Here is an 18,545-nt window from a genome sequence, read left to right on the forward strand (position 1 = left end):
AACGTGTTATTGCTCTTGTTTATACAAAATTCTGCCACAATGCGGGCAAGTAACGATGTCTTCGCCTTTTACAACCGCAGAGAAAGTTTTATCATTTATCTGCATAAAGCAGCCATAACAAGCTTGTTTTTTAACAGGCACAACAGCTGTGTTGTGAGCCCATTTTCTGATCTTTTCATAAAATGCTAGGATTTTTTGATTCATCGCAGCGACAAGTTTATCTTTTTTAGCATAAACCTCTTTGCGCTCTTTTTCGATCTTTTCAAGCTCAGATGAAACCTCACTTTTTATCTTTTCTAAATTTCCTTCAAGCTCTGTTTTTTTAGCGTTTAGCTCATCTTTTTGAGCGTTTTTATTGTCTATTAGTTTTTCAAGTCTAGCGATCTCTTCGTTTGCTGCTTCAAGCTGTTCTTTTGCGATATCTTCTTCAAGACCTAGTGCTTTTATCTCTTTTTCGCTTTTTGCGCTTGAGCTTTTTTTAGCTACATCTTTGATCTTTGCGCTAAATTCTGCGATGTGAGCGTTTGTTCCTGATTTTTGTGATTTTAGATCATTTACCTCTTCGTCAAGTCTTTCTACATTAACCGCTATAGTTTCACACTCTTCTTCTATGCTTTTATAGGCTTTTTCTACTTCTTGTATGCGTGGAGTGAAACCATCTATTTGTTTGTCAAGATCAGATAATTCAACTAATTGTTGCAAATATTTATTCATAATGTTTCCTTTTTTGTTAGCAATATGTAAATGGGTTTTTAGAATTGCTTATTATAACTTCAATTTTTAGATTTTGCAAATATTTTGCTAAAAAATCACTAAAATAACGCTCGCTTTCATAGTGATTTATGTCGATCAAATTTAGTCCATTTTCCTTTGCATAAAGGGCTTGGTGATACTTTAGATCGCCCGTTAAAAAGGCGTCTGCTTTGACATCTTGCATGAGGTCTGCGCCGCTTCCAGTGCAGATGCAAATTTTAGAAATTTCATCTTTTGCACAAACTGCTCTTAAATTTTCTAGCCCAAGTTTTTCTTTTACAAATTTGCAAAGCTCAGCAAATTTCATCTTCACATCAGCATAGATCAAAAAGCCCTCTTTGCTTGAAATTTCAAGCCCCAAAACCTGCGTTACAAATTTTTCATTTAAAAATGCAAGGTCGGCATTTGTGTGAAGCGAGATGAGCGAAATATTTTTTATCATCATCTCTCTTATGAGCGAGCTTGGATAGAGGCTGTAGTCTAGGCACTTTAACCCCTTAAAAATGAGCGGATGGTGAGTGATGATGAGCGAGTTTGGTAAGACATTTTGCAAAAGCTCGCTATCAATATCAAGGCTTAGATAAATTCGCTCAAATTCGCTATCAAATGAGCCAACTTGCAGGCCACTATTATCCCAAGACTCTTGGCTCGCAAAGGGGCAAATTTCATCTAAGATTTTATAAATTTCAGCTATTTTCATCAAATTTTACTTTTGCTCTAAGCTCTCTTTATATGTTAGCGCGCACTCTTTTGCAAGCTCGCGAATTTTTAAGATGTAGTCTTGCCTTTGCGTAACACTGATCGCTCCGCGCGCGTCAAGGACGTTAAATGTATGAGCTGCAAGCATGCAGTAGTCGTAAGCTGGCAGTGAAATTTTTGCCTCCAAGCAACGTTTGCACTCGTTAAATGCGTTTTCAAACTGGTTAAAAAGCATATCAACATTTGCCACTTCAAAGTTATATTTACTCCACTCATACTCGCCTTGTTTATGCACATCAGCGTAGGTTACGATGTTGCCATTAGAGTCGTCCCAAACGATGTCATAGACGCTATTTACGTCTTGTAGGTACATAGCTAAGCGCTCAAGACCGTATGTTATCTCGCCAGATATGAGCTCGCATGCGATGCCACCAACTTGTTGAAAATAGGTAAATTGTGTCACTTCCATGCCGTCTAGCCAGACCTCCCAGCCAAGTCCCCAAGCACCAAGTGTAGGGCTCTCCCAGTTGTCTTCGACAAAGCGGATGTCGTGATTTTTCAAATTTAGACCAAGTCTTTCGAGGCTTTTTAGATAAAGCTCTTGGATATTTTCTGGGCTTGGTTTTATGAGCACTTGAAACTGATAGTAAGCGCCGAGGCGATTTGGGTTTTCGCCGTATCTGCCATCAGTAGGACGGCGGCTTGGAGCTACGTATGCGGTCGCCCACGGCTTTGGTCCAAGGCTTCTTAAAAATGTCGCTTGGTGATATGTGCCCGCACCCGCTGGCATGTCGTATGGCTGAAGTATGACGCAGCCTTGCTCTTGCCAATAGTTTTGAAGCGTTAGTATTATTTGTGAAAATGTCATTTTTTGCCTTTTATTTTATTGATATATAAATTTCTATTTTGTCTTTTAAGTATTTTTCAAAGTCCGTTTTATAGGTTCTTTTTAGCTCACTACTTTCAAAATATCTCCAAATTTCACCCCAAAATTTTGCAACATTTTGTGGCTCATTTGCAAAACTAAAAAGAGCGTATTTTCCGCTTTGTATCTTTAAATTTTCATCATCTTTTTGGCATGATCTTGTGCCGATGAAGTTATCGTAATGTCCATTAAGATCACTTTCGTAGTTGCAGTAAACGCTATAAATTTCACTCTCGCCATCATAGTATTCACTCATAAATTTAGACCATAAAGCTGGAATTTTACCCTTTCCGTCTATCTCATCTTCATTTTTAGTTCGAGTTTTTACTCCGTAAATTTCAAAGCTATCTTCTAAATTTATAATCTTCATAAGCTACTTTTGTCCGTTAAAATTTTCAACCGCTTGGTTCCACATGAGCTTGTATTTTCGTTTTAGAAATTCAACTTCATCTTGTGAAATTTTAAGCTGTTTTGTAAGCGTCTCAACCGTTTTTCTATCCTCGTCATAGAGCTCTTGCATCGAAATGAGCGCCTCTTTTAAAAATTTATTCTCATTTCTTAAGGTCTCAAGCGTCTCATCTTTTGCGTCAAGCACCTTTTCGTGTAAATTTAGTATCGTGCCAATCGTCTTTTCGACAAAGCTAAAACCATCTTGGGTTTGCGGCTGCAAGGATAAATTTTGCGAGACACTAGGCACCACGCTCATCGTTCCCTCGCTCGCTTCTATCAAAATTTCTCCATTTTCCTCTTTGGTTTTCAAAACGCCACGATTTATCATATCCTCGATAACTTCGCGCTCCAAGTGCACAAGTTTGCAAAATTCATCAACTCCAAGATAGGTTTGCACCGCTTCTCCTTTTATAGTATCACTTCAACCTTTGAAGAGTCTTCCTCTAAAGCCTTTATCTTTGCCTCTCTGTCGGCCTTTAGCGCGCTTGCTAGACCCTCATCTTCAAGGGCTAAAATTTGCACCGCAAGATAGGCTGCATTTATCGCACCAGCCTTGCCGATAGCTAGGGTCGCCACTGGCATGCCACTTGGCATTTGCACAGTTGAGTAAAGTGCATCAACGCCGCTAAGAGCCGATCCTGCCATTGGTATGCCGATCACTGGTTTTGTTGTGTTTGCAGCGATTGCTCCAGCTAGGTGAGCTGCCATGCCAGCAGCTGCAATGAAGACTTTTGCGCCCTTTTTCTCGGCATTTGCGACGTATTCGCTAGTTCTTTTTGGGCTTCTGTGGGCTGAGCTGATTATCAATTCATATTTTACGCCAAATTTCTCCAGAGTCTTTGCCGCCTCGCTAACGATCTCATAGTCACTTTTACTTCCCATTATAATAGAAACAAATTTCATATTTTCTCCCTTAAAAAACTAAATTTTGGCAGCTTAACGCCGAGGTTTATCTCATTTTCATTGCCGCTGTGAATTTCGCTCATGACCTTGCCTTTTTTGGTGATGAGCTGCTTAAATTTGATAAATTTTTTGCCATCTTGCGAATAGACCTTTGAAATTTCATTTTCACTATCATCTATGTGTGAGCCAGTTGGTGCCACGATCTCGTAGCCCTTATCTGGGAAAATTTTATATTTGCACTTAAAAAACTCGCCATCTTCGCTTATGGCATTTACCTGATGAGTGCCCTCTTCTAGGCTGCTAACGTGGTTTTGCGTATCGGTTCTCTCATAAGGTCTATGCACCAAGTAGCCGTCCGTAAAGCCGCGATTTTTTAGTGTATTTATCTCATTTTCATAAATTTTCGCGTCAAATTTATCATCCATGGCATCATCTATCGCCATTTTATAGGCTCTTGCCGTGCAGGCTGCGTAGTATTCGCTCTTTGTGCGACCCTCTATCTTAAAGCTATCAATGACACCGCTATCAACGATCTCTTTGATGTGCGAGATGAGGCAAAGATCCTTTGAGTTCATAATGTGAGTGCCGTTTTCGTCCTCTTCTAGGCGGAAAAGCACGCCGCTCTCTTCGTTTTTGGCGTAGAGTTCATATTTAAATCTGCAGTCATTTGCGCAGCTGCCGCGGTTTGACATACGTCCGCTTTGCACTGAGCTTACTAGGCACCTGCCAGAGTAGGCAAAGCACATCGAGCCATGGACGAAAATTTCAATATCAAGGGTTGGAATTTCCTCTTTTATCTTTATAACATCCTTTAAATTCATCTCACGCGCCACGACGATGCGTTTTGCGCCCATGTCGTGATAAATTTTAGCATCCAAAACGTTCATAACGTTTGCCTGAGTTGAGAGATGTATCTCGATATCTGGAGCGATCTCTTTTGCTAGGCTCATGACGCCTGGCGTTGCGATGATAAAGGCATCTGGCTTCATCGCTGAGATGGTTTGCAGGTGCCTTTTTAGCGGTTCTATCTGAGAGTTAAAAGGGAAGGCATTTATGGTCGCATAAAATTTCTTTCCCTTTTCGTGCGTGTAGTCTATCGCCTCTTTAAATGTTTCAAGGTTAAACTCCCTTGCCGATCTAGTCCTTAGCGAAAAGCTAGCCACCGAGCCATAAACAGCGTCGGCTCCGTACTCAAGGGCGATTTTAAGTTTTGTTAAATTTCCAGCTGGAGATAAAAGCTCAGGCCTTTTTAGCACTATTTTTTACCTAGACTTTCTATCAAGGCTTCGATGTCGTCGTTGCTGACAAGGTTTTCGGTCGTTGTATCACCAGCGATATGAACAGCTGAACCAACACGCTTATCGTCATCGATACGACCTTCAAACAATGTATTCATATATTTGCTAAGCGCCCTCATAACGTTGATAACACGCTCGATCTTTTGCCTGTGGATGTCTTGATACTGCATCATATCCATAGCCATCATGATCTCATCTTGTCCCATTTGTAAATTTCCGATGATATTATCGATCGTGCCAAGAAGTGCGTTGTTTTTCTCTAAAGCTTCGCTAAATGCGGCAATATTTGGAAATTTCTCACTTAGTGTCGTAAATAGCTCAACGTTTGAGTTTATAGCGTCTTTTAGGCTATTTGAGTCGCTCTCAGCGTCCATAAAAAAGTTATTTATCGTCTCAAGCTTGTCAAACATCTGAGTAGCTTTCTCTTCGCTATCTCTTGTCACATCATCAAGCTGATGCACCATTTTATGGTCTTCAGTCGGTGGTGGCGGTGGCCAAACGCCGTCTGCACTCACTCTATAGTTTTCGCCATGTTTTGAACTATTTGCTTGTGGCTCATCTGCTTTAGCACTCATTGCCTCTGCAACTTCTGCTACCTCGTCTGTTTCCTCTTTGACGTCCGCGACCTCTTGGCTGGCATCTTTAGTATCACCTAAATCATCCTCTAATCCGCCCGCCATAAGCGCGTCAAGTTCCTCTTGGGTCATAAAAGCTCCTAATAAAATTTGCCTTGATTATATAGGATTTAAATAAAAAGAAAGTTTAAAAAAAATGCGTTTATCTTTAAATTTATCAAATTTTAGGTAGCATTTTTGAAAAATAAACGACTTTAAAAGGCTAAAAATGACCGTCGATCTTCACAACCACACACCTCTTTGCAACCACGCAGTTGGCGAACCGCTAGAATTTGTGAGATGCGCCATAAAAGCTGGCACAAAATACTTTGGCTTTAGCGATCACGCGCCGATGAACTACGATGAAGCTTATAGGATGAAATTTGAGGAGATGCAAAGCTACGAAGACGAAATTTTACGTTTAAGAGATGAATTTAGCGGCGAGATAGAAATTTTACTTGGTTATGAGATGGACTTTTTAGATGGATTTATGGATGAGCGAGTTTTTGCTAGAAAGGTTGATTATCTAATAGGTTCTGTGCATTTTTTTAACGGCTGGGCGTTTGACAACCCTGAATTTATCGGTGGCTACGAGGGCAAAGACTTGGATCAAATTTGGCAGGAATATTTTGATCACATAGAAAGATCAGCTAAGCTTGGCAAATTTGACATCATGGGACACATCGATCTTTTAAAACTCTTTAAATTTTTACCCAAAAAAGATGTCAGGATCCTCGCCAAAAACGCGATAAAAGCGATAAAAGAGGCAAATTTGGTAGTTGAGATAAACGCGGCTGGCTTTAGAAAGCCTATCGGAGAGCAATATCCAAGCGTAAATTTACTTGAGCTAATCGCCGAAAATGACATCACTATCACCTTTAGCTCAGACGCTCATGCCAAAGAAGATATCGGTAAAAACGGCGAAATTTGCGAGCAGATAGCTAGAAATTTGGGATATTCAAAGTGTGCGATATTTAAAAATAGAGATAGAGAATTAGTAAAATTTTAGTTTGGGGTCAAATAAAATATAAAAATAATCTTAAATATAAAATTTTGTGATACAATACGAAAATTAAAAACCAAAAGGAGATAAAAAATGGGAAAATTTGTCCAAAACATCGATCATTTTTTTGATTTTTGCAAAGAAAATGAAGTTAAATTTGTAGATTTTAGATTTACTGATCTAAACGGCGCTTGGCACAGCATAAGCTACAACATAAAAGCTGTTACAAAAGAGAATTTCACAAACGGCATCCCAATGGACGCTAGCTCGATGAACGGCTGGCAGCCTATCGACAAGAGCGATATGATAATGAAGCCAGAAGCGACATCAGCGTTTTTGGACCCATTTACCTCTGACATCACAGTCGTTGTTTTCTGCGATATCTACGACATCTACAAAGGTCAAATTTATGAAAAATGCCCTCGCTCGATCGCAAAAAGAGCTATGCAATATGTAAAAGATAGCGGACTTGGCGACGAGGCATATTTTGGCCCTGAGAATGAATTTTTTGTATTTGACAACGTCAAAATCATCGACAGCCCAAACTGCGCGATGTATCAAGTAGATAGCGAAGAAGGCGAGTGGAACGACGCTGCGGACTTCAAAGATAGCTACAACACAGGTCACCGCCCACGCAGAAAAGGCGGCTACTTGATGACTCAGCCAATCGACAGCATGGTCGATCTAAGAGCCGAAATGATGCAAGTTTTAGAGCAAGTTGGCCTTGAAGTATTTTTAGGACATCACGAGGTCGCACAAGGTCAAGGCGAGATCGGCGTGAAATTTGGCAACCTAGTCGAGGCCGCTGACAACGTTCAAATTTACAAATACGTCGTTCGCATGGTCGCTCACCTAAACGGCAAGACAGTTACATTTATGCCAAAACCGCTTTATGGCGACAACGGCAGCGGTATGCACGTGCATCAATCAGTTTGGAAAGATGGTAAAAATTTATTCTACAAAGAGGGCAACTACGCAAATTTAAGTGACTTTGCAAGGCACTACATCGGCGGCGTTTTAAAACACGCAAGAAGCGTTGCAGCTTTCACAAACCCAAGCACAAACAGCTACAAACGCCTAATCCCAGGCTTTGAAGCGCCATCTATCCTAACCTACTCGAGCCAAAACCGCTCAGCGAGCATCCGCATACCTTACGGAGCTGGCGAGAAGTCAGTTAGAGCTGAGATGAGATTTCCAGATAGCACAGCAAACCCTTATCTAGCCTTCTCAGCAATGTTAATGGCAGGACTTGACGGCGTTAAAAACAAATACGAGCCAGTTGGTCCGATGGATGAAAATTTATTTAAACTTCACCTAGATGAGATCAGAGAGCGTGGCATCGAGCAGCTCCCGCACACACTTCGTGGTAGCCTTGAAGCGCTTATCCGCGATAACGAATACCTAAAACCGATAATGAGCGATCTTTTCATCGACACTTATCAGCACATGAAATTTGAAACTCAGGTTTGGCCTTACGAAGCGCGCCCAACTGCTTATGAGTTTAAAACCTGCTTCTCTTGCTAAAAAGAAGTCTCTAAGCTCATTTTGGGCTTGGAGACTTCTTTAATCAAATTTAAAATATAAAATCCTGCGATTATTAAATTTAGAGCTAAATCCAATAAGCTCTATCGTTTAGAAATTTTTTAACCACAACAGATAATTTTTTAAAAATATAAAATCTATATAGTTAAATTTTGGGCTAAATTTGCTTTACGCACAAGAATAAATTTTAAATTTCATAAGCCCGACTCATGAAAATTTAGAAATTTAAGCTTATACATAAAAATAGTCATAGCAGATAAATTTGAACTAAATTTGATTTTGCAAACAAGGGGTAAATTTGCCAGAGTTTTAAATTTGCCTGCCTTATTAAAAGTTCAAATTTAATAAGCTCTAGCTCTTTTAAATTTGCAATATAAATTTTGAGATTTTATTTAGTTAGGATAGCAGCGGATAAATTTATTAAAAGCTAAATTTGACCACTTTTATTTAGAAATTACAAAAAAGCCAAATCCCTAGCTATTTTGCACTTCAGGCTGTCCAAAAAGCCTATTTGCCTCTTTTATCACGCCCTCTTCTCTTTGCTTTTTAAGCTCCTCTGGGCTCTTACTCTGACTTAGCGACATCAGCTCTTTTGCAAAGTCATTTTGTGGCTGAGATAGCGCATTTGCCTCGATCTGTCGTGCCGTAACAGGCTCTTTTACTGGCTCATCTTTTTGCTCGTCTTGCTGTCTAGCCTTTATCTTAGCGATCTCCTCGTCAAGGTAGCTATATTTATCCTGTGGCTCTTGTGGCTTAGTTTGAGGCTCAGGCTTTGCGGCAGGAATTTGAGTTTTGGCATTTACGATCTTGATCTTTTTACCAAAAATTGTATGTAAAATTTCATGCATTACGCCCCAGCTTTTTTTAAAAAATGCCAGCTCGTCGCCAGTTGCATTGACGACTAAGCCAAGCTCATTTTCATTTAAAAAGCTAAAACTTATGTGATTTTTAAAAATTTCTCCTAGCTCAAAGCTTCTATCATAAATTTTTGCCACAAACTGCTCGTATGGTGACTTTGGCGCTTCTTTTAGGGCTAAAATTTGCTCACTCACGCCAGTTTTTGGCTCTATAACCACGCTAGGCTCATTCTTAGCAAGCTTTATGGCTTCATCGATATCTTGTAAATTTAGCGCCTCTATCATCATAAAAAGCATAAGCATCAGCACAAAGCCATTGTCGCTTGATACGCTTAGCATCGACTTTGCCTGCGCCAAAATCCTAAAAAATCTCTCATATATAAGAAGTGAAAATTTCGGGTCATTGTCTAAAAATCTCTGCTTTAAATTTGCCAAAATTTCATCTATGATCATCTCTGGCTCATAGGTCTCAAGCTCGGTTACAAGCACTCTTATTGCGTTTTTATCGGCATTTGCGACGTGCTCGATGATCTGCTCGATCCTACTTGGATCAAGAAGTCCTAGCATCGCTGCCACGCTTGATTTTGTGATATTGCCAGCGCTATAAATGATAGCTTGATCAAGCAGCGTTAGCGTATCTCTTAGCGAGCCACCGCCACTTCTTGCAAGTATCTCAAGCGCCTCCCTCTCGTAGCTCACGCCCTCTTTACTAAGGATAAATTCAAGGTGTTTTACGATCTCATATCTGCTTATTTGCTTAAATCTAAAATGCTGCGTCCTTGAAAGCACCGTTGTTGGCAGCTTCAAAGGGTCGGTGGTTGCTAAGATAAATTTAACATAACTTGGCGGCTCTTCAAGCGTTTTAAGAAGGGCATTAAATGCCTCTTTTGTTAGCATATGCACTTCGTCGATGATAAAAATTTTATATCTAGCAGCCGTCGGAGCGTATTTTGTCTGCTCGATAAGCTCCCTTATGTCGTCGATCTTTCTGTGGCTGGCTGCGTCCATCTCGATGATGTCCATATGGCGCGACTCGTTTGCCATCACGCACTGCGCGCAGACCTCGCAAGGCCTAGAAGTTGGTCCTTTCTCGCAGACCAAAGCCTTTGCAAATATCCTAGCGCTCGATGTCTTGCCGCTTCCCCTAAGGCCTGAAAACAAATAGGCATGGCTCACTCTGTTCTCATCAAGTGCGTGGGTTAGGCTCTTGCTTACGGCTTCTTGTCCGATGAGCTCGTCAAAATTTTTTGGTCGATATTTTAGGGCTAGTGCTTGCAACTGCTTTCCTTTTTGCAATTTTAATTTGCTGATTTTATAAAAAAAGGCATAAATTTATGGTTATGATAAAGTTAAATTTTGCTAAATTTAAGCCAAACTTTAGCGAGAAGGACAAATTTGCAAGCATTTATATCTGGATTTTTCACCTCTTTATCGCTCATTTTAGCTATCGGCGCACAAAACGCATTTGTGCTAAAACAGGGCATCAAAAGAGAAAATATCTTTATCATCTGTCTTATTTGCGCTATTAGCGACGCTGTCTTGATCTTTGCAGGAGTTTTTGGGCTTGGTAGCCTCGTGCAAAACTTCCCCATCATCAAGCAAATCGCCCTATATGGCGGCTTTTTATTTTTACTTTTTTACGCGCTAAAGAGCTTTCACTCGTGCTTTTTTAAGGACCTTAGCATGGATACCAGCAGCGATTATGCCAGATCAAATTTAAAGAAAAACATCCTTTTAACGCTAGCATTTACTTGGCTAAATCCTCACGTCTATCTTGACACGATGATACTAATAGGCTCGGTTTCGACTAAATTTAAAGATGAAAATTTGATATTTGGCGTGGGGGCTAGCCTTGCCTCATTTTGCTTTTTCTTTGCACTTGGCTATCTGGCTAGGTTTTTAGCGCCCATCTTTGCAAGGCCCATCTCATGGAAAATTTTAGAGTTTTTTGTCGGCCTCATCATGCTCGCCCTTGCCTTCATGCTCCTTTTTGCTAGCTTCTAGCCTCTTTTTTAGTGCCTCTTTTTTGCGAAGTTCAAGCGCATAAGCTTCATTTAGCGCGTCTTCATCGTCCAAATTTGCTCCGTCTAAAAATTTGCGGTAGTCTTCAAACTGCCTATTTTTTATCCCCCAAAGCACGCCAAAAAGCAGGGCCGCCCCCATCAAAACCGAGATAAAAACAAGCATCGCAAGAGTCGTTGTATCCACTATTTGTCCTTAAATTTTCTAACTATAAAAAGCGAGTTTAGTATGACGCTAAGCGAGCTTGCCGACATAAAAAGCGCGGCAAATAGCGGCATGACGTAGCCACACACGGCAAATGGCAGGCTAAGAGCGTTATAAAGCAGGCAAAAGAGTAAATTTTGCTTTATCGTTTTATAGGTAAATTTTGAAATTTTCACCGCTTTTGCAAGGCTTTGCAAGCTATCATCAAGTAGCACCACGTCGCTTTTTTCTAAGCTCACCGCAGCGCCACTTCCCATGCAAATGGCCACATGAGCAAGGCTAAGCGCGGCTGCGTCGTTTATGCCATCCCCCACCATCAGCACCTTTTTGCCCTGCTGCTTAAGATCAGCTATAAATTTAGCCTTTTCATCAGGCAACATCCCTGCTCTAAACTCGCTCACATCAAGTTCATCTGCTACGTTTTTTACCACATTTTGCACGTCGCCACTTAGGATGCAAACCTTCATGCCAGCACTCTTTAGCTCGTCTATCAAAGCCTTTACCTCGGGCTTTACGCTATCTTTTAGGTAAAATTTAGCCACCAGCTCGCCCTGCTTGCCCACAAAAAAGCTCACATTTTCTTCGCACTCATCAAATTTCACACCATTTTCGGCCAAAAAGCGCCTACTTCCAGCCACAAAACTCTCACCCAAAATATCGGCGCTAACTCCCTTTGCCACGCTTAAATTTGCATTTTCAAGCTCAACTTTTTTTGCGCCTTTTTGCTTTAAAAACTCAGCCACCGCCACGCTTATTTGGTGGTTTGAGATAAGGCAAAGCGAGTAAATTTTATCAATACTAACGCCCTCTTTTACAAAAAACTCGCTCACTTCAAATTTAGCCTTTGTGAGCGTCCCAGTCTTGTCAAACACCGCCACGTCGCACTTTGCAAGGCTTTCAAAAAATTTAGCCTCCTTAAAAAGCACCTTGTTTTTAAAGGCAACCCCAAGGGCGCAAACGCTACTAACTGGCGTGGCAAGGGCAAGCGCACAAGGGCAAGCGATCACGATGACGCTCACGGCTGTCACTACCGCTTCTGAAAAGCTAAATTTAAAGTACCAAAACCAAAATGTAAAAAACGCTAGAGCAAGCACGCCAAGAGAGAATTTCGAGGCGATTTTATTGACTGCTAGCTCGATATTTGGCTTTTTTAGCTCTGCGTTTTGGAGTAAATTTATAAGCTTATTAATGTATGAGTTTTTAAAAATTTGCCCTGCCTCATAGACGATCTGCCCGTTTAGACAGACAACGCCGCTTTTTACTTCGTCCCCAGAGCTTAGTAAAAGTGGCAAGCTTTCGCCTGTCAGACTTGAGCTATCTACGCTTGCTTCACCACTAAGCACCACCCCATCAAGCAGTGCCCTCTCGCCTGATCTAAGCACGATCTTTTCGCCTAAATTTACATCCTTTGGCTCTTTTAAAATGTCCTTGCCATCCTCTAAAACACACACTTTTGCAAGCAGCATATCGCTTAAGAAATTTGAAGTCTCAAGTGCCTTTTTCTTGCCTAAAATTTCTAAAAATTTACCGATAAAAACAAAGGTTATGATCATCGCGACTGAGTCAAAATAGCTCTCGCCACTTCTTGTAAGCATCGCAAAGATCGAGTAGATATATGTTATGCTAGCCCCCGTGATAACGAGCAGGTCCATATTTGGCGAGGCGTTTTTAATGGCGATTTTTGCCCCTTTAAAAAACTCGCTACCAGTGTAGAAAAGCACAGGCGTTGCCAGCACAAACTGCGCGAAACTTAGCAAATCCTTCACGTCGCTTCTGATGCCGCTAAAGTAGCCGCCATACTGCGCGATCGCCAGCCACATGATATTCATCGTGGCAAAGACGCCAACAAGCGCTTTTGCGTAAAAATTTCGCCTTTTTTTGACTAGCTCATCCTCTTTTTGGCTCGCCGCGTAGGCCTTTGGAGTGTAGCCAACGGCGTAAATTTTCTCAATTATTTGCTCCACCAAAAGCTCTTGCTCGTCGTAAACAATGACCGCCTTTTGGCTAAGCGAGTTGATATTTACCTCCAAGATGCCAGGCAGGCTAAAAAGCGCCTTTTCAAGTAGCCAGATGCACGCCGAGCAGGTTATGCCGTCAATGAGAAATGAAATTTTAGAAAACTCGCCCTCTTTTGTCACTAGCTCGCTAAAATTTGCCACTAAATTTTTGACATTTGCACCGCTACTAGCAGGATTTAGAGTGTTTTTGCCAAGGCGCTCATAAAACTCACCAAGGCCACTTTCATTTAAAATTTCATAGACGCCTTTGCAGCCAGCGCAGCAAAACTTAAGCCCGCCTTTAGCCTCTATCATCGCGCTTTCATCAAAGCTTTGCTTGCAGTGAGAGCACCTACACTTCACGGGCGCTTCTTTTTAAGCTGGTCTAAATAGCCATATATCGTGATCTTTGAGACATTTAGCTTACTTGCCACGACCTCGATAGCACCCTTTATGTTAAAAATGCCCTTTTCGTTCATAAAGCCCACGAGCTCTAGCTTTTGCTCCTTTTTGAGCTTTTTGCCCTCGTTTTTGGCGATGATCTTGTCGATCAAATTTAAGACGATCTGCATCACATCGTCGTTTTGCTCGCTCTTTGGCTCATTTTCACTCGTCTTTAAGAAATTCCCAGTCACTTCAAAAAGGCTCTTTGCCACGCTAGCATCGACATTTACGCATATCGCCCCTATGATCCCTCCGTGCTCGTCTCTGATAAATGCAGTTGAAGACTTCACTAGCTTTTCATCCTTTGTAAAAAAGTAGTTTGCCACGTAGTCGTCTTTGAAATTTTTGCTGTTTAAGACCTCGCTTACAAGGTGGTCAAAGCTTTGTCCGACCTTTCTGCCAGTGACGTCGCCAGCTACATAGACGACTGAGCGCTGCGGGTGTGAAAGGTCGTGCAACACGACTTCGCAGGCAAATGGTGAGCTTTTTTGTATGAGATTTGCCGTTGGGATAAATGCCTTTAATATAGGATGCATAAGGCGCCTTTTGTTTTTGTTTAAGTTTAGCCAAAATATTTTTAAAATTTCGATAATAAAAATATAATTTTTTATGAAAATTTGTGAAATTTAAGTGAAAATAATAATTTTTTATCTATAATTTTTTAAATTTTTAAGGAGAAAATATGAAAATTTACGAAACCGAAATTTCAAAAAAGAAAAAGGCTCACTACTCTTTGGCAACCGAGCACAACGGCATCCTCTACATCTCAGGACAGCTTAGTATGGACCCAGAGACTAGGCAGATACCAGAGGGGCTAAAGGCGCAAACAAGGCAGGCTTTAAAAAACCTTGATAACGTGCTAAAGCTGGCAAATGCGACAAGAAACGATATCTTGATGTGCCGCATCTATACACCAGATATCGACTTTTGGGACGAGATAGACGACGAGTATGCGCTATTTTTTGGCGATCACAAGCCAGCTCGCGTCGTAGTACCGACAAACAAACTTCACTTTGGCTGCCTGCTAGAGATCGAGGCCACAGCGATACTTGATAGAAAAATTTAAAAGGAGCGAAAATGCCTAAATTTATCTGCTCAAAATGCGGCAAGAGCACAGATTTTGAGACGCCTATATTTGCGTGCGAGTGCGGTGGGCTATATGATCTGGAGTTTAAAGCGGCCAAATTTGATCTAAATTTGATCGACCAGCGCGAGTTTAGTCTCTTTAGATACCGCGAATTTTTCCCTATTAAAAACGAGCTTTGGCGCGATATCAGCCTTGGCGAGGGGCTAACAAAGAGCGTGAAATTTGATGACTCGCTCTACCTCAAAATGGACTACGCGATGCCAACGCTCTCTTTTAAAGATAGAGGTGCTGTTATGCTTATTTGGTTTTGCAAAACTCATAGCATCAAAAAGATCCTGCAAGATAGCAGTGGAAACGCTGGAAACTCGGTCGCTGCATACGCTGCTAGAGCTGGCATAGAGTGTGAAATTTACGTCCCAAAAGGCACGAGCGAGAAAAAGATAAAGATGCTTGAGTACTACGGCGCAAAGGCAGTTGTCTTTGACGGCACGCGAGACGAGACGGCAGATGCTTGCAGAAAAAGAGCAAAAGATGAGGGAATTTTTTACGCAAACCACGTATTTAACCCGCTTTTTTACCAAGGCACTAAAACATATATATATGAAATTTACGAGCAGCTTGGCTTTGTCCCTGAAAATCTCTTTTTGCCAGTTGGCAACGGCACCTTGCTAATTGGCTGCGAGATCGCGCTAAATGAGCTATATGAGGCTGGAGTGATCAAAAAACTACCTAAAATTTTCATCGTTCAAAGTGAAAAGTGTGCGCCATTTTTAGGGGCAACAAGCGAGCCTGCTAAGATCAAGCCAGAGCCAACTTTGGCTGAGGGCATAGCGATCGCAAAACCTGCTCGTGGCGCTGAGATATTAGCTAGCAGGTACGCAGGCGAGCGCGAGGTGATCACGATAAAAGAAGAGGATATTGAGCCAGCTAGAAATTTCCTAGCAAGCCGTGGTTTTTACGTCGAGCACACCACAGCAGCGATCTACGCGGCATACACAAGCTACGTAAAATCGCACAAGATAGAGGGCAGAAGCATCATCTCGATGTGTGGCGCTGGGCTAAAGAGCGAACACTGATTTTTTAAATTTTATCGCTTTAGTTTTTTGCTTTTTGCGCATGTAAGCGAGTGCAGTCTTTTTTGACGGATGCGTCGATTTGGCGGTAAATTTGACGAATTTAAATCGGCTATCAAATTTGATAGCCGATTTTTGCCTCGTTTTCGAGTGTTTAGCGGAGTTAAATTTGATGAAGCCAAACTTACGATGCTTAAATTTACATGTAAATTTTATAGACGAGTTTTTTGCACCGAGCGGACTAAATTTGGCGGACGTTTTGCAAAAGCCGTCAAATTTTGCAGCAATTTTTTGACAAAACTCACATTTTGAAAACGCTGGCAAATTTACGAGCGAATTTTAAATGCTTGCAAATTTGAACATCGCAAAATTTACGAGTCGCGAGTTTAAATAAAATTCGGCTCGTCAAATTTCAGCCTCAAATTTAACTATAAAAAACAAATTTAAGGCGCATAATCCGCCAAATCAATCGTTTCTCACGCACCGAACGAAGTGACGAATAGAAAGATCGTTCCAGTAACCGCTGCCGAACACAAAATCCACGACCCACGCGCCAGACGAGCCGCCGGCGTATGTAGTCTGGCTCCAGTACCATGGATAGTCGGAGTCTGCTATGTATTTAAAAGCGGTATTTAGAGCGGGTTTATACCTACTCTTATCTATTATGCTTAGTAGCTCCACTCTCGTAGGCAGCCGCCAGTCCTTGTATCCGGCTAGGTTTACTAGATTGCAGTACTCCTGCGCCTGATCCCACGTTCCTTGAAAATTTTGCTTCTCGTCCTGCCACATTAGTCTTCCCATCTTTTTGTCGCTACATACCACTACGTTTTTATCGTTATCTCGGTAGCACGTAGGGCTTAGCGCTTCTGCGTTTAGCAGTCCACAAAGTAGCAAAGAAGCGGCTATATATCTTTTCATACTTTTTCCTTTAGTCTAAATTTTCAAAAATCAATAGTCCCGGACGCACCGCACGAAGCTGCGACTAGAAACGCCGCCCCAGTTATCGTTGCCGCCCCTGAAATACACGATCCACGCGCCAGACGAGACGCTGGCGCTCTTAGTAGAGCTCCAGTACCAGCTATAGCTTTTTTCGCCTTTATCGTTCGTCTCGTATGCGACGTTTTTAAAGGCTTTGTTTATAGCGGGGTTATACCTGCTATCGTCCGTGATGCTTAAAAGCTCGTTTATCGTAGGCAGTCTCCAGTCGTCATAGCCTACAAAATTTAAATCATCGCAGTAGCGAACCGCCTCGGCGTAATCGCCTTTAAACATCTCCTCACCGTCTTGCCACATTAGCTTATAAATGTCGTCTTTGACGACATCCAGACGGTTATCTCTGCTAAAGCCCGCCGTAACCCCGCTTTCAATACCTATAGTATCTTTAACAAACCCCATTAAATCAAAGCCAAACGCTGCACCGTAGCAGAGCGCACAAGCAAGCGAAGCGGCTATTATTTTTCTCAATATATCTTCCTTTAAAATATTTATTAAACGATAAAATTATACCATGGCAATAAATATTTTCACGCAAACTCCCTATCTATCACGATGAAAATTTTATATCCTAGATAATTTAACGATACCTCTCGCTCGATCGCAGCACCTAGCTCGCCTAAATTTCTCTCAGCAAAATCAACCACCACATCAAACCTAACGCTCTTTTTCTTGGTATCTATAAAAAATGCGTGAAAACCGCGCACACTGCTAAAGCGTGAGAGTAAATTTGCCACACAGGCGCGACTCCCTTCTTGACCTAAATTTACGCTATAAACGCCAAAAACCAGATATATTCTATAAATTTTATATATCTCGATCTGAAGCTCATTTAGCCTTTGCGAAACCTCACTAAGTGGCAAATGCTCGTCTATCTCGACATTCACAGAGCCTACGTATCGCTGCGCGCCGTAGTTATGCAGTATCAGGTCGTATGTCCCACGCACGATCTCTCAGCGATTTACAGCGGCGTAAATTTCATCGCTGATCTCTTTTTCGACGCGCTGTCCGATGATCTTATCAAAGGTTTTTTTATCAAAAGCACGCCGTTTATGATGATAAAAAATGATGCCAAAGCGCCCGCATAGCCATCTATCTGAATGTTAGCAAAGTATGAGAGTGCTGCTCAAACTAAGATCACGCACGAGATGATAGCATCGCCTAAAGCCTCTTGTCCCACGGCCCTAAGCGAGATAGACTTGGTCTCTTTGCCGATCTTTTTGTAGTAAAATCCAAGTGCAAATTTAACAAATATAGCACAAAATAAAAATACCAAAAACGGCATCGTAAAAGTAGTAGGCTCTGGCGCAAAGATATTTTCTACCGATGTTTTTAGAAACTGAAAGCCAAGCATCAGCACGATAACCGAGACGATGAGACCACCGATATACTCGGTCCTGCCATAGCCATACGTATGATCCTCGTCAGGCATCTTGCTAGCTAGCTTTGAGCCAAATATCGTGATGATACTTGAGCCTATATCGCTAATGTTATTTATAGCATCTGATATCAAAGCAACTGAGTTTGAAACCATAGCTATAAAAATTTTCGCTCCAGCTAAGAAAAAAGTTAGTAATTATACCGATAAACGCCGTTTTTATTATCTTCTTTTCGCGTTTACCGTCTTTAAAATCCATTATTTTGAGATCCCTTTTCATTTTCGCAAGATTATATCATTTCT

Annotated in this window: 22 protein-coding genes; 6 read left to right on the forward strand and 16 right to left on the reverse strand. The window is 41.4% G+C overall.

Annotated features, from left to right (window positions below; genetic code table 11):
- Window positions 1-6 precede the first annotated feature (6 nt).
- Genes MTT09_RS06790 through MTT09_RS06825 form a run of 8 tightly spaced genes read right to left on the reverse strand, consistent with a single transcriptional unit; the run spans window position 7 to window position 5,735 of the window.
- Window positions 7-714, reverse strand: a complete 708-nt coding sequence (locus MTT09_RS06790; RefSeq protein WP_002941798.1) for a zinc ribbon domain-containing protein — start codon at window positions 712-714, stop codon at window positions 7-9.
- Between the two features lie 16 nt (window positions 715-730).
- Window positions 731-1,453: a Nif3-like dinuclear metal center hexameric protein gene (locus tag MTT09_RS06795; protein ID WP_429803273.1), complete on the reverse strand. Its 723-nt coding sequence runs from the start codon at window positions 1,451-1,453 to the stop codon at window positions 731-733.
- 6 nt (window positions 1,454-1,459) lie between these two features.
- Window positions 1,460-2,320, reverse strand: a complete 861-nt coding sequence (glyQ, locus tag MTT09_RS06800; protein WP_021084368.1) for a glycine--tRNA ligase subunit alpha — start codon at window positions 2,318-2,320, stop codon at window positions 1,460-1,462.
- Between the two features lie 10 nt (window positions 2,321-2,330).
- Complete coding sequence (locus tag MTT09_RS06805; protein ID WP_429803275.1) at window positions 2,331-2,747, reverse strand: GyrI-like domain-containing protein; 417 nt, start codon at window positions 2,745-2,747, stop codon at window positions 2,331-2,333.
- Between the two features lie 3 nt (window positions 2,748-2,750).
- Complete coding sequence (locus MTT09_RS06810; protein ID WP_149711022.1) at window positions 2,751-3,224, reverse strand: DUF3972 domain-containing protein; 474 nt, start codon at window positions 3,222-3,224, stop codon at window positions 2,751-2,753.
- 11 nt (window positions 3,225-3,235) lie between these two features.
- Window positions 3,236-3,730, reverse strand: a complete 495-nt coding sequence (purE, locus tag MTT09_RS06815; RefSeq protein WP_021084425.1) for a 5-(carboxyamino)imidazole ribonucleotide mutase — start codon at window positions 3,728-3,730, stop codon at window positions 3,236-3,238.
- Window positions 3,727-4,986, reverse strand: coding sequence for a peptidase U32 family protein (locus tag MTT09_RS06820; RefSeq protein WP_429803278.1), 1,260 nt, complete (start codon window positions 4,984-4,986; stop codon window positions 3,727-3,729). Before MTT09_RS06820 ends, purE begins: the two co-directional genes overlap by 4 nt.
- Entirely contained in the window at window positions 4,986-5,735 is a 750-nt protein-coding gene (locus MTT09_RS06825; protein WP_103568239.1) for a chemotaxis protein, read from the reverse strand. Before MTT09_RS06825 ends, MTT09_RS06820 begins: the two co-directional genes overlap by 1 nt.
- A 136-nt stretch (window positions 5,736-5,871) precedes the next feature.
- Between MTT09_RS06825 and MTT09_RS06830 the strand changes: the two genes are divergently transcribed.
- Window positions 5,872-6,651, forward strand: a complete 780-nt coding sequence (locus MTT09_RS06830) for a histidinol-phosphatase (RefSeq protein WP_429803280.1) — start codon at window positions 5,872-5,874, stop codon at window positions 6,649-6,651.
- Between the two features lie 87 nt (window positions 6,652-6,738).
- Window positions 6,739-8,169, forward strand: a complete 1,431-nt coding sequence (gene glnA / locus MTT09_RS06835) for a type I glutamate--ammonia ligase (RefSeq protein WP_009294014.1) — start codon at window positions 6,739-6,741, stop codon at window positions 8,167-8,169.
- 491 nt (window positions 8,170-8,660) lie between these two features.
- On the opposite strand, the gene MTT09_RS06840 is transcribed toward glnA, so the two are convergent.
- The gene (locus MTT09_RS06840; protein ID WP_429803282.1) at window positions 8,661-10,322 is read right to left on the reverse strand and encodes a DNA polymerase III subunit gamma/tau; all 1,662 of its coding nucleotides are present in this window, start codon (window positions 10,320-10,322) and stop codon (window positions 8,661-8,663) included.
- Window positions 10,323-10,439: 117 nt separating this feature from the next.
- On the opposite strand from MTT09_RS06840, the gene MTT09_RS06845 reads away from it, so the two are divergent.
- Window positions 10,440-11,048 (forward strand): LysE/ArgO family amino acid transporter, encoded by a 609-nt coding sequence (locus MTT09_RS06845; protein ID WP_429803284.1) that lies wholly within the window; start codon window positions 10,440-10,442, stop codon window positions 11,046-11,048.
- On the opposite strand, the gene ccoS is transcribed toward MTT09_RS06845, so the two are convergent.
- The 3 genes from ccoS to MTT09_RS06860 are packed head-to-tail and all read right to left on the reverse strand — an operon-like array spanning window position 10,983 to window position 14,247.
- The gene (ccoS, locus tag MTT09_RS06850) at window positions 10,983-11,252 is read right to left on the reverse strand and encodes a cbb3-type cytochrome oxidase assembly protein CcoS (RefSeq protein WP_103568469.1); all 270 of its coding nucleotides are present in this window, start codon (window positions 11,250-11,252) and stop codon (window positions 10,983-10,985) included. The genes MTT09_RS06845 and ccoS overlap by 66 nt on opposite strands.
- The gene (locus tag MTT09_RS06855; protein ID WP_429803286.1) at window positions 11,252-13,630 is read right to left on the reverse strand and encodes a heavy metal translocating P-type ATPase; all 2,379 of its coding nucleotides are present in this window, start codon (window positions 13,628-13,630) and stop codon (window positions 11,252-11,254) included. The genes ccoS and MTT09_RS06855 overlap by 1 nt, the downstream gene beginning before the upstream one ends.
- On the reverse strand, window positions 13,627-14,247 hold the full coding sequence (locus MTT09_RS06860; RefSeq protein WP_429803288.1) for a helix-turn-helix transcriptional regulator: 621 nt from the start codon (window positions 14,245-14,247) through the stop codon (window positions 13,627-13,629). The genes MTT09_RS06855 and MTT09_RS06860 overlap by 4 nt, the downstream gene beginning before the upstream one ends.
- Before the next feature lie 146 nt (window positions 14,248-14,393).
- Here MTT09_RS06860 and MTT09_RS06865 point away from each other — a divergent pair, with 146 nt between their 5' ends.
- Together MTT09_RS06865 and MTT09_RS06870 are read left to right on the forward strand one after the other, a co-directional pair.
- Window positions 14,394-14,777: a RidA family protein gene (locus tag MTT09_RS06865; RefSeq protein WP_002941830.1), complete on the forward strand. Its 384-nt coding sequence runs from the start codon at window positions 14,394-14,396 to the stop codon at window positions 14,775-14,777.
- A gap of 11 nt (window positions 14,778-14,788) precedes the next feature.
- A complete protein-coding gene (locus MTT09_RS06870; protein WP_429803290.1) occupies window positions 14,789-15,874 on the forward strand; it encodes a pyridoxal-phosphate dependent enzyme in 1,086 nt (361 codons plus the stop codon).
- Window positions 15,875-16,336: 462 nt separating this feature from the next.
- Here the strand turns inward: MTT09_RS06870 and MTT09_RS06875 are convergent, their stop codons facing one another.
- The 3 genes from MTT09_RS06875 to MTT09_RS06885 are packed head-to-tail and all read right to left on the reverse strand — an operon-like array spanning window position 16,337 to window position 17,751.
- Window positions 16,337-16,765 (reverse strand): DUF1566 domain-containing protein, encoded by a 429-nt coding sequence (locus MTT09_RS06875; RefSeq protein ID WP_429803292.1) that lies wholly within the window; start codon window positions 16,763-16,765, stop codon window positions 16,337-16,339.
- A 54-nt stretch (window positions 16,766-16,819) separates the two neighbouring features.
- Window positions 16,820-17,335 carry a DUF1566 domain-containing protein gene (locus MTT09_RS06880; RefSeq protein WP_429803294.1) on the reverse strand — a complete coding sequence of 172 codons (516 nt, stop codon included), beginning with the start codon at window positions 17,333-17,335 and terminating at the stop codon, window positions 16,820-16,822.
- Between the two features lie 59 nt (window positions 17,336-17,394).
- On the reverse strand, window positions 17,395-17,751 hold the full coding sequence (locus tag MTT09_RS06885) for a hypothetical protein (protein ID WP_429803296.1): 357 nt from the start codon (window positions 17,749-17,751) through the stop codon (window positions 17,395-17,397).
- Here MTT09_RS06885 and MTT09_RS06890 point away from each other — a divergent pair.
- Entirely contained in the window at window positions 17,728-17,952 is a 225-nt protein-coding gene (locus tag MTT09_RS06890; RefSeq protein ID WP_429803298.1) for a hypothetical protein, read from the forward strand. The genes MTT09_RS06885 and MTT09_RS06890 overlap by 24 nt on opposite strands.
- A 38-nt stretch (window positions 17,953-17,990) precedes the next feature.
- Here the strand turns inward: MTT09_RS06890 and MTT09_RS06895 are convergent, their stop codons facing one another.
- Window positions 17,991-18,398, reverse strand: a complete 408-nt coding sequence (locus MTT09_RS06895; protein ID WP_429803300.1) for a cation diffusion facilitator family transporter — start codon at window positions 18,396-18,398, stop codon at window positions 17,991-17,993.
- Between the last annotated feature and the right edge of the window lie 147 nt (window positions 18,399-18,545).

The sequence above is a fragment of the Campylobacter concisus genome, assembly GCF_050447505.1.
GTDB lineage: Bacteria > Campylobacterota > Campylobacteria > Campylobacterales > Campylobacteraceae > Campylobacter_A > Campylobacter_A concisus_BP.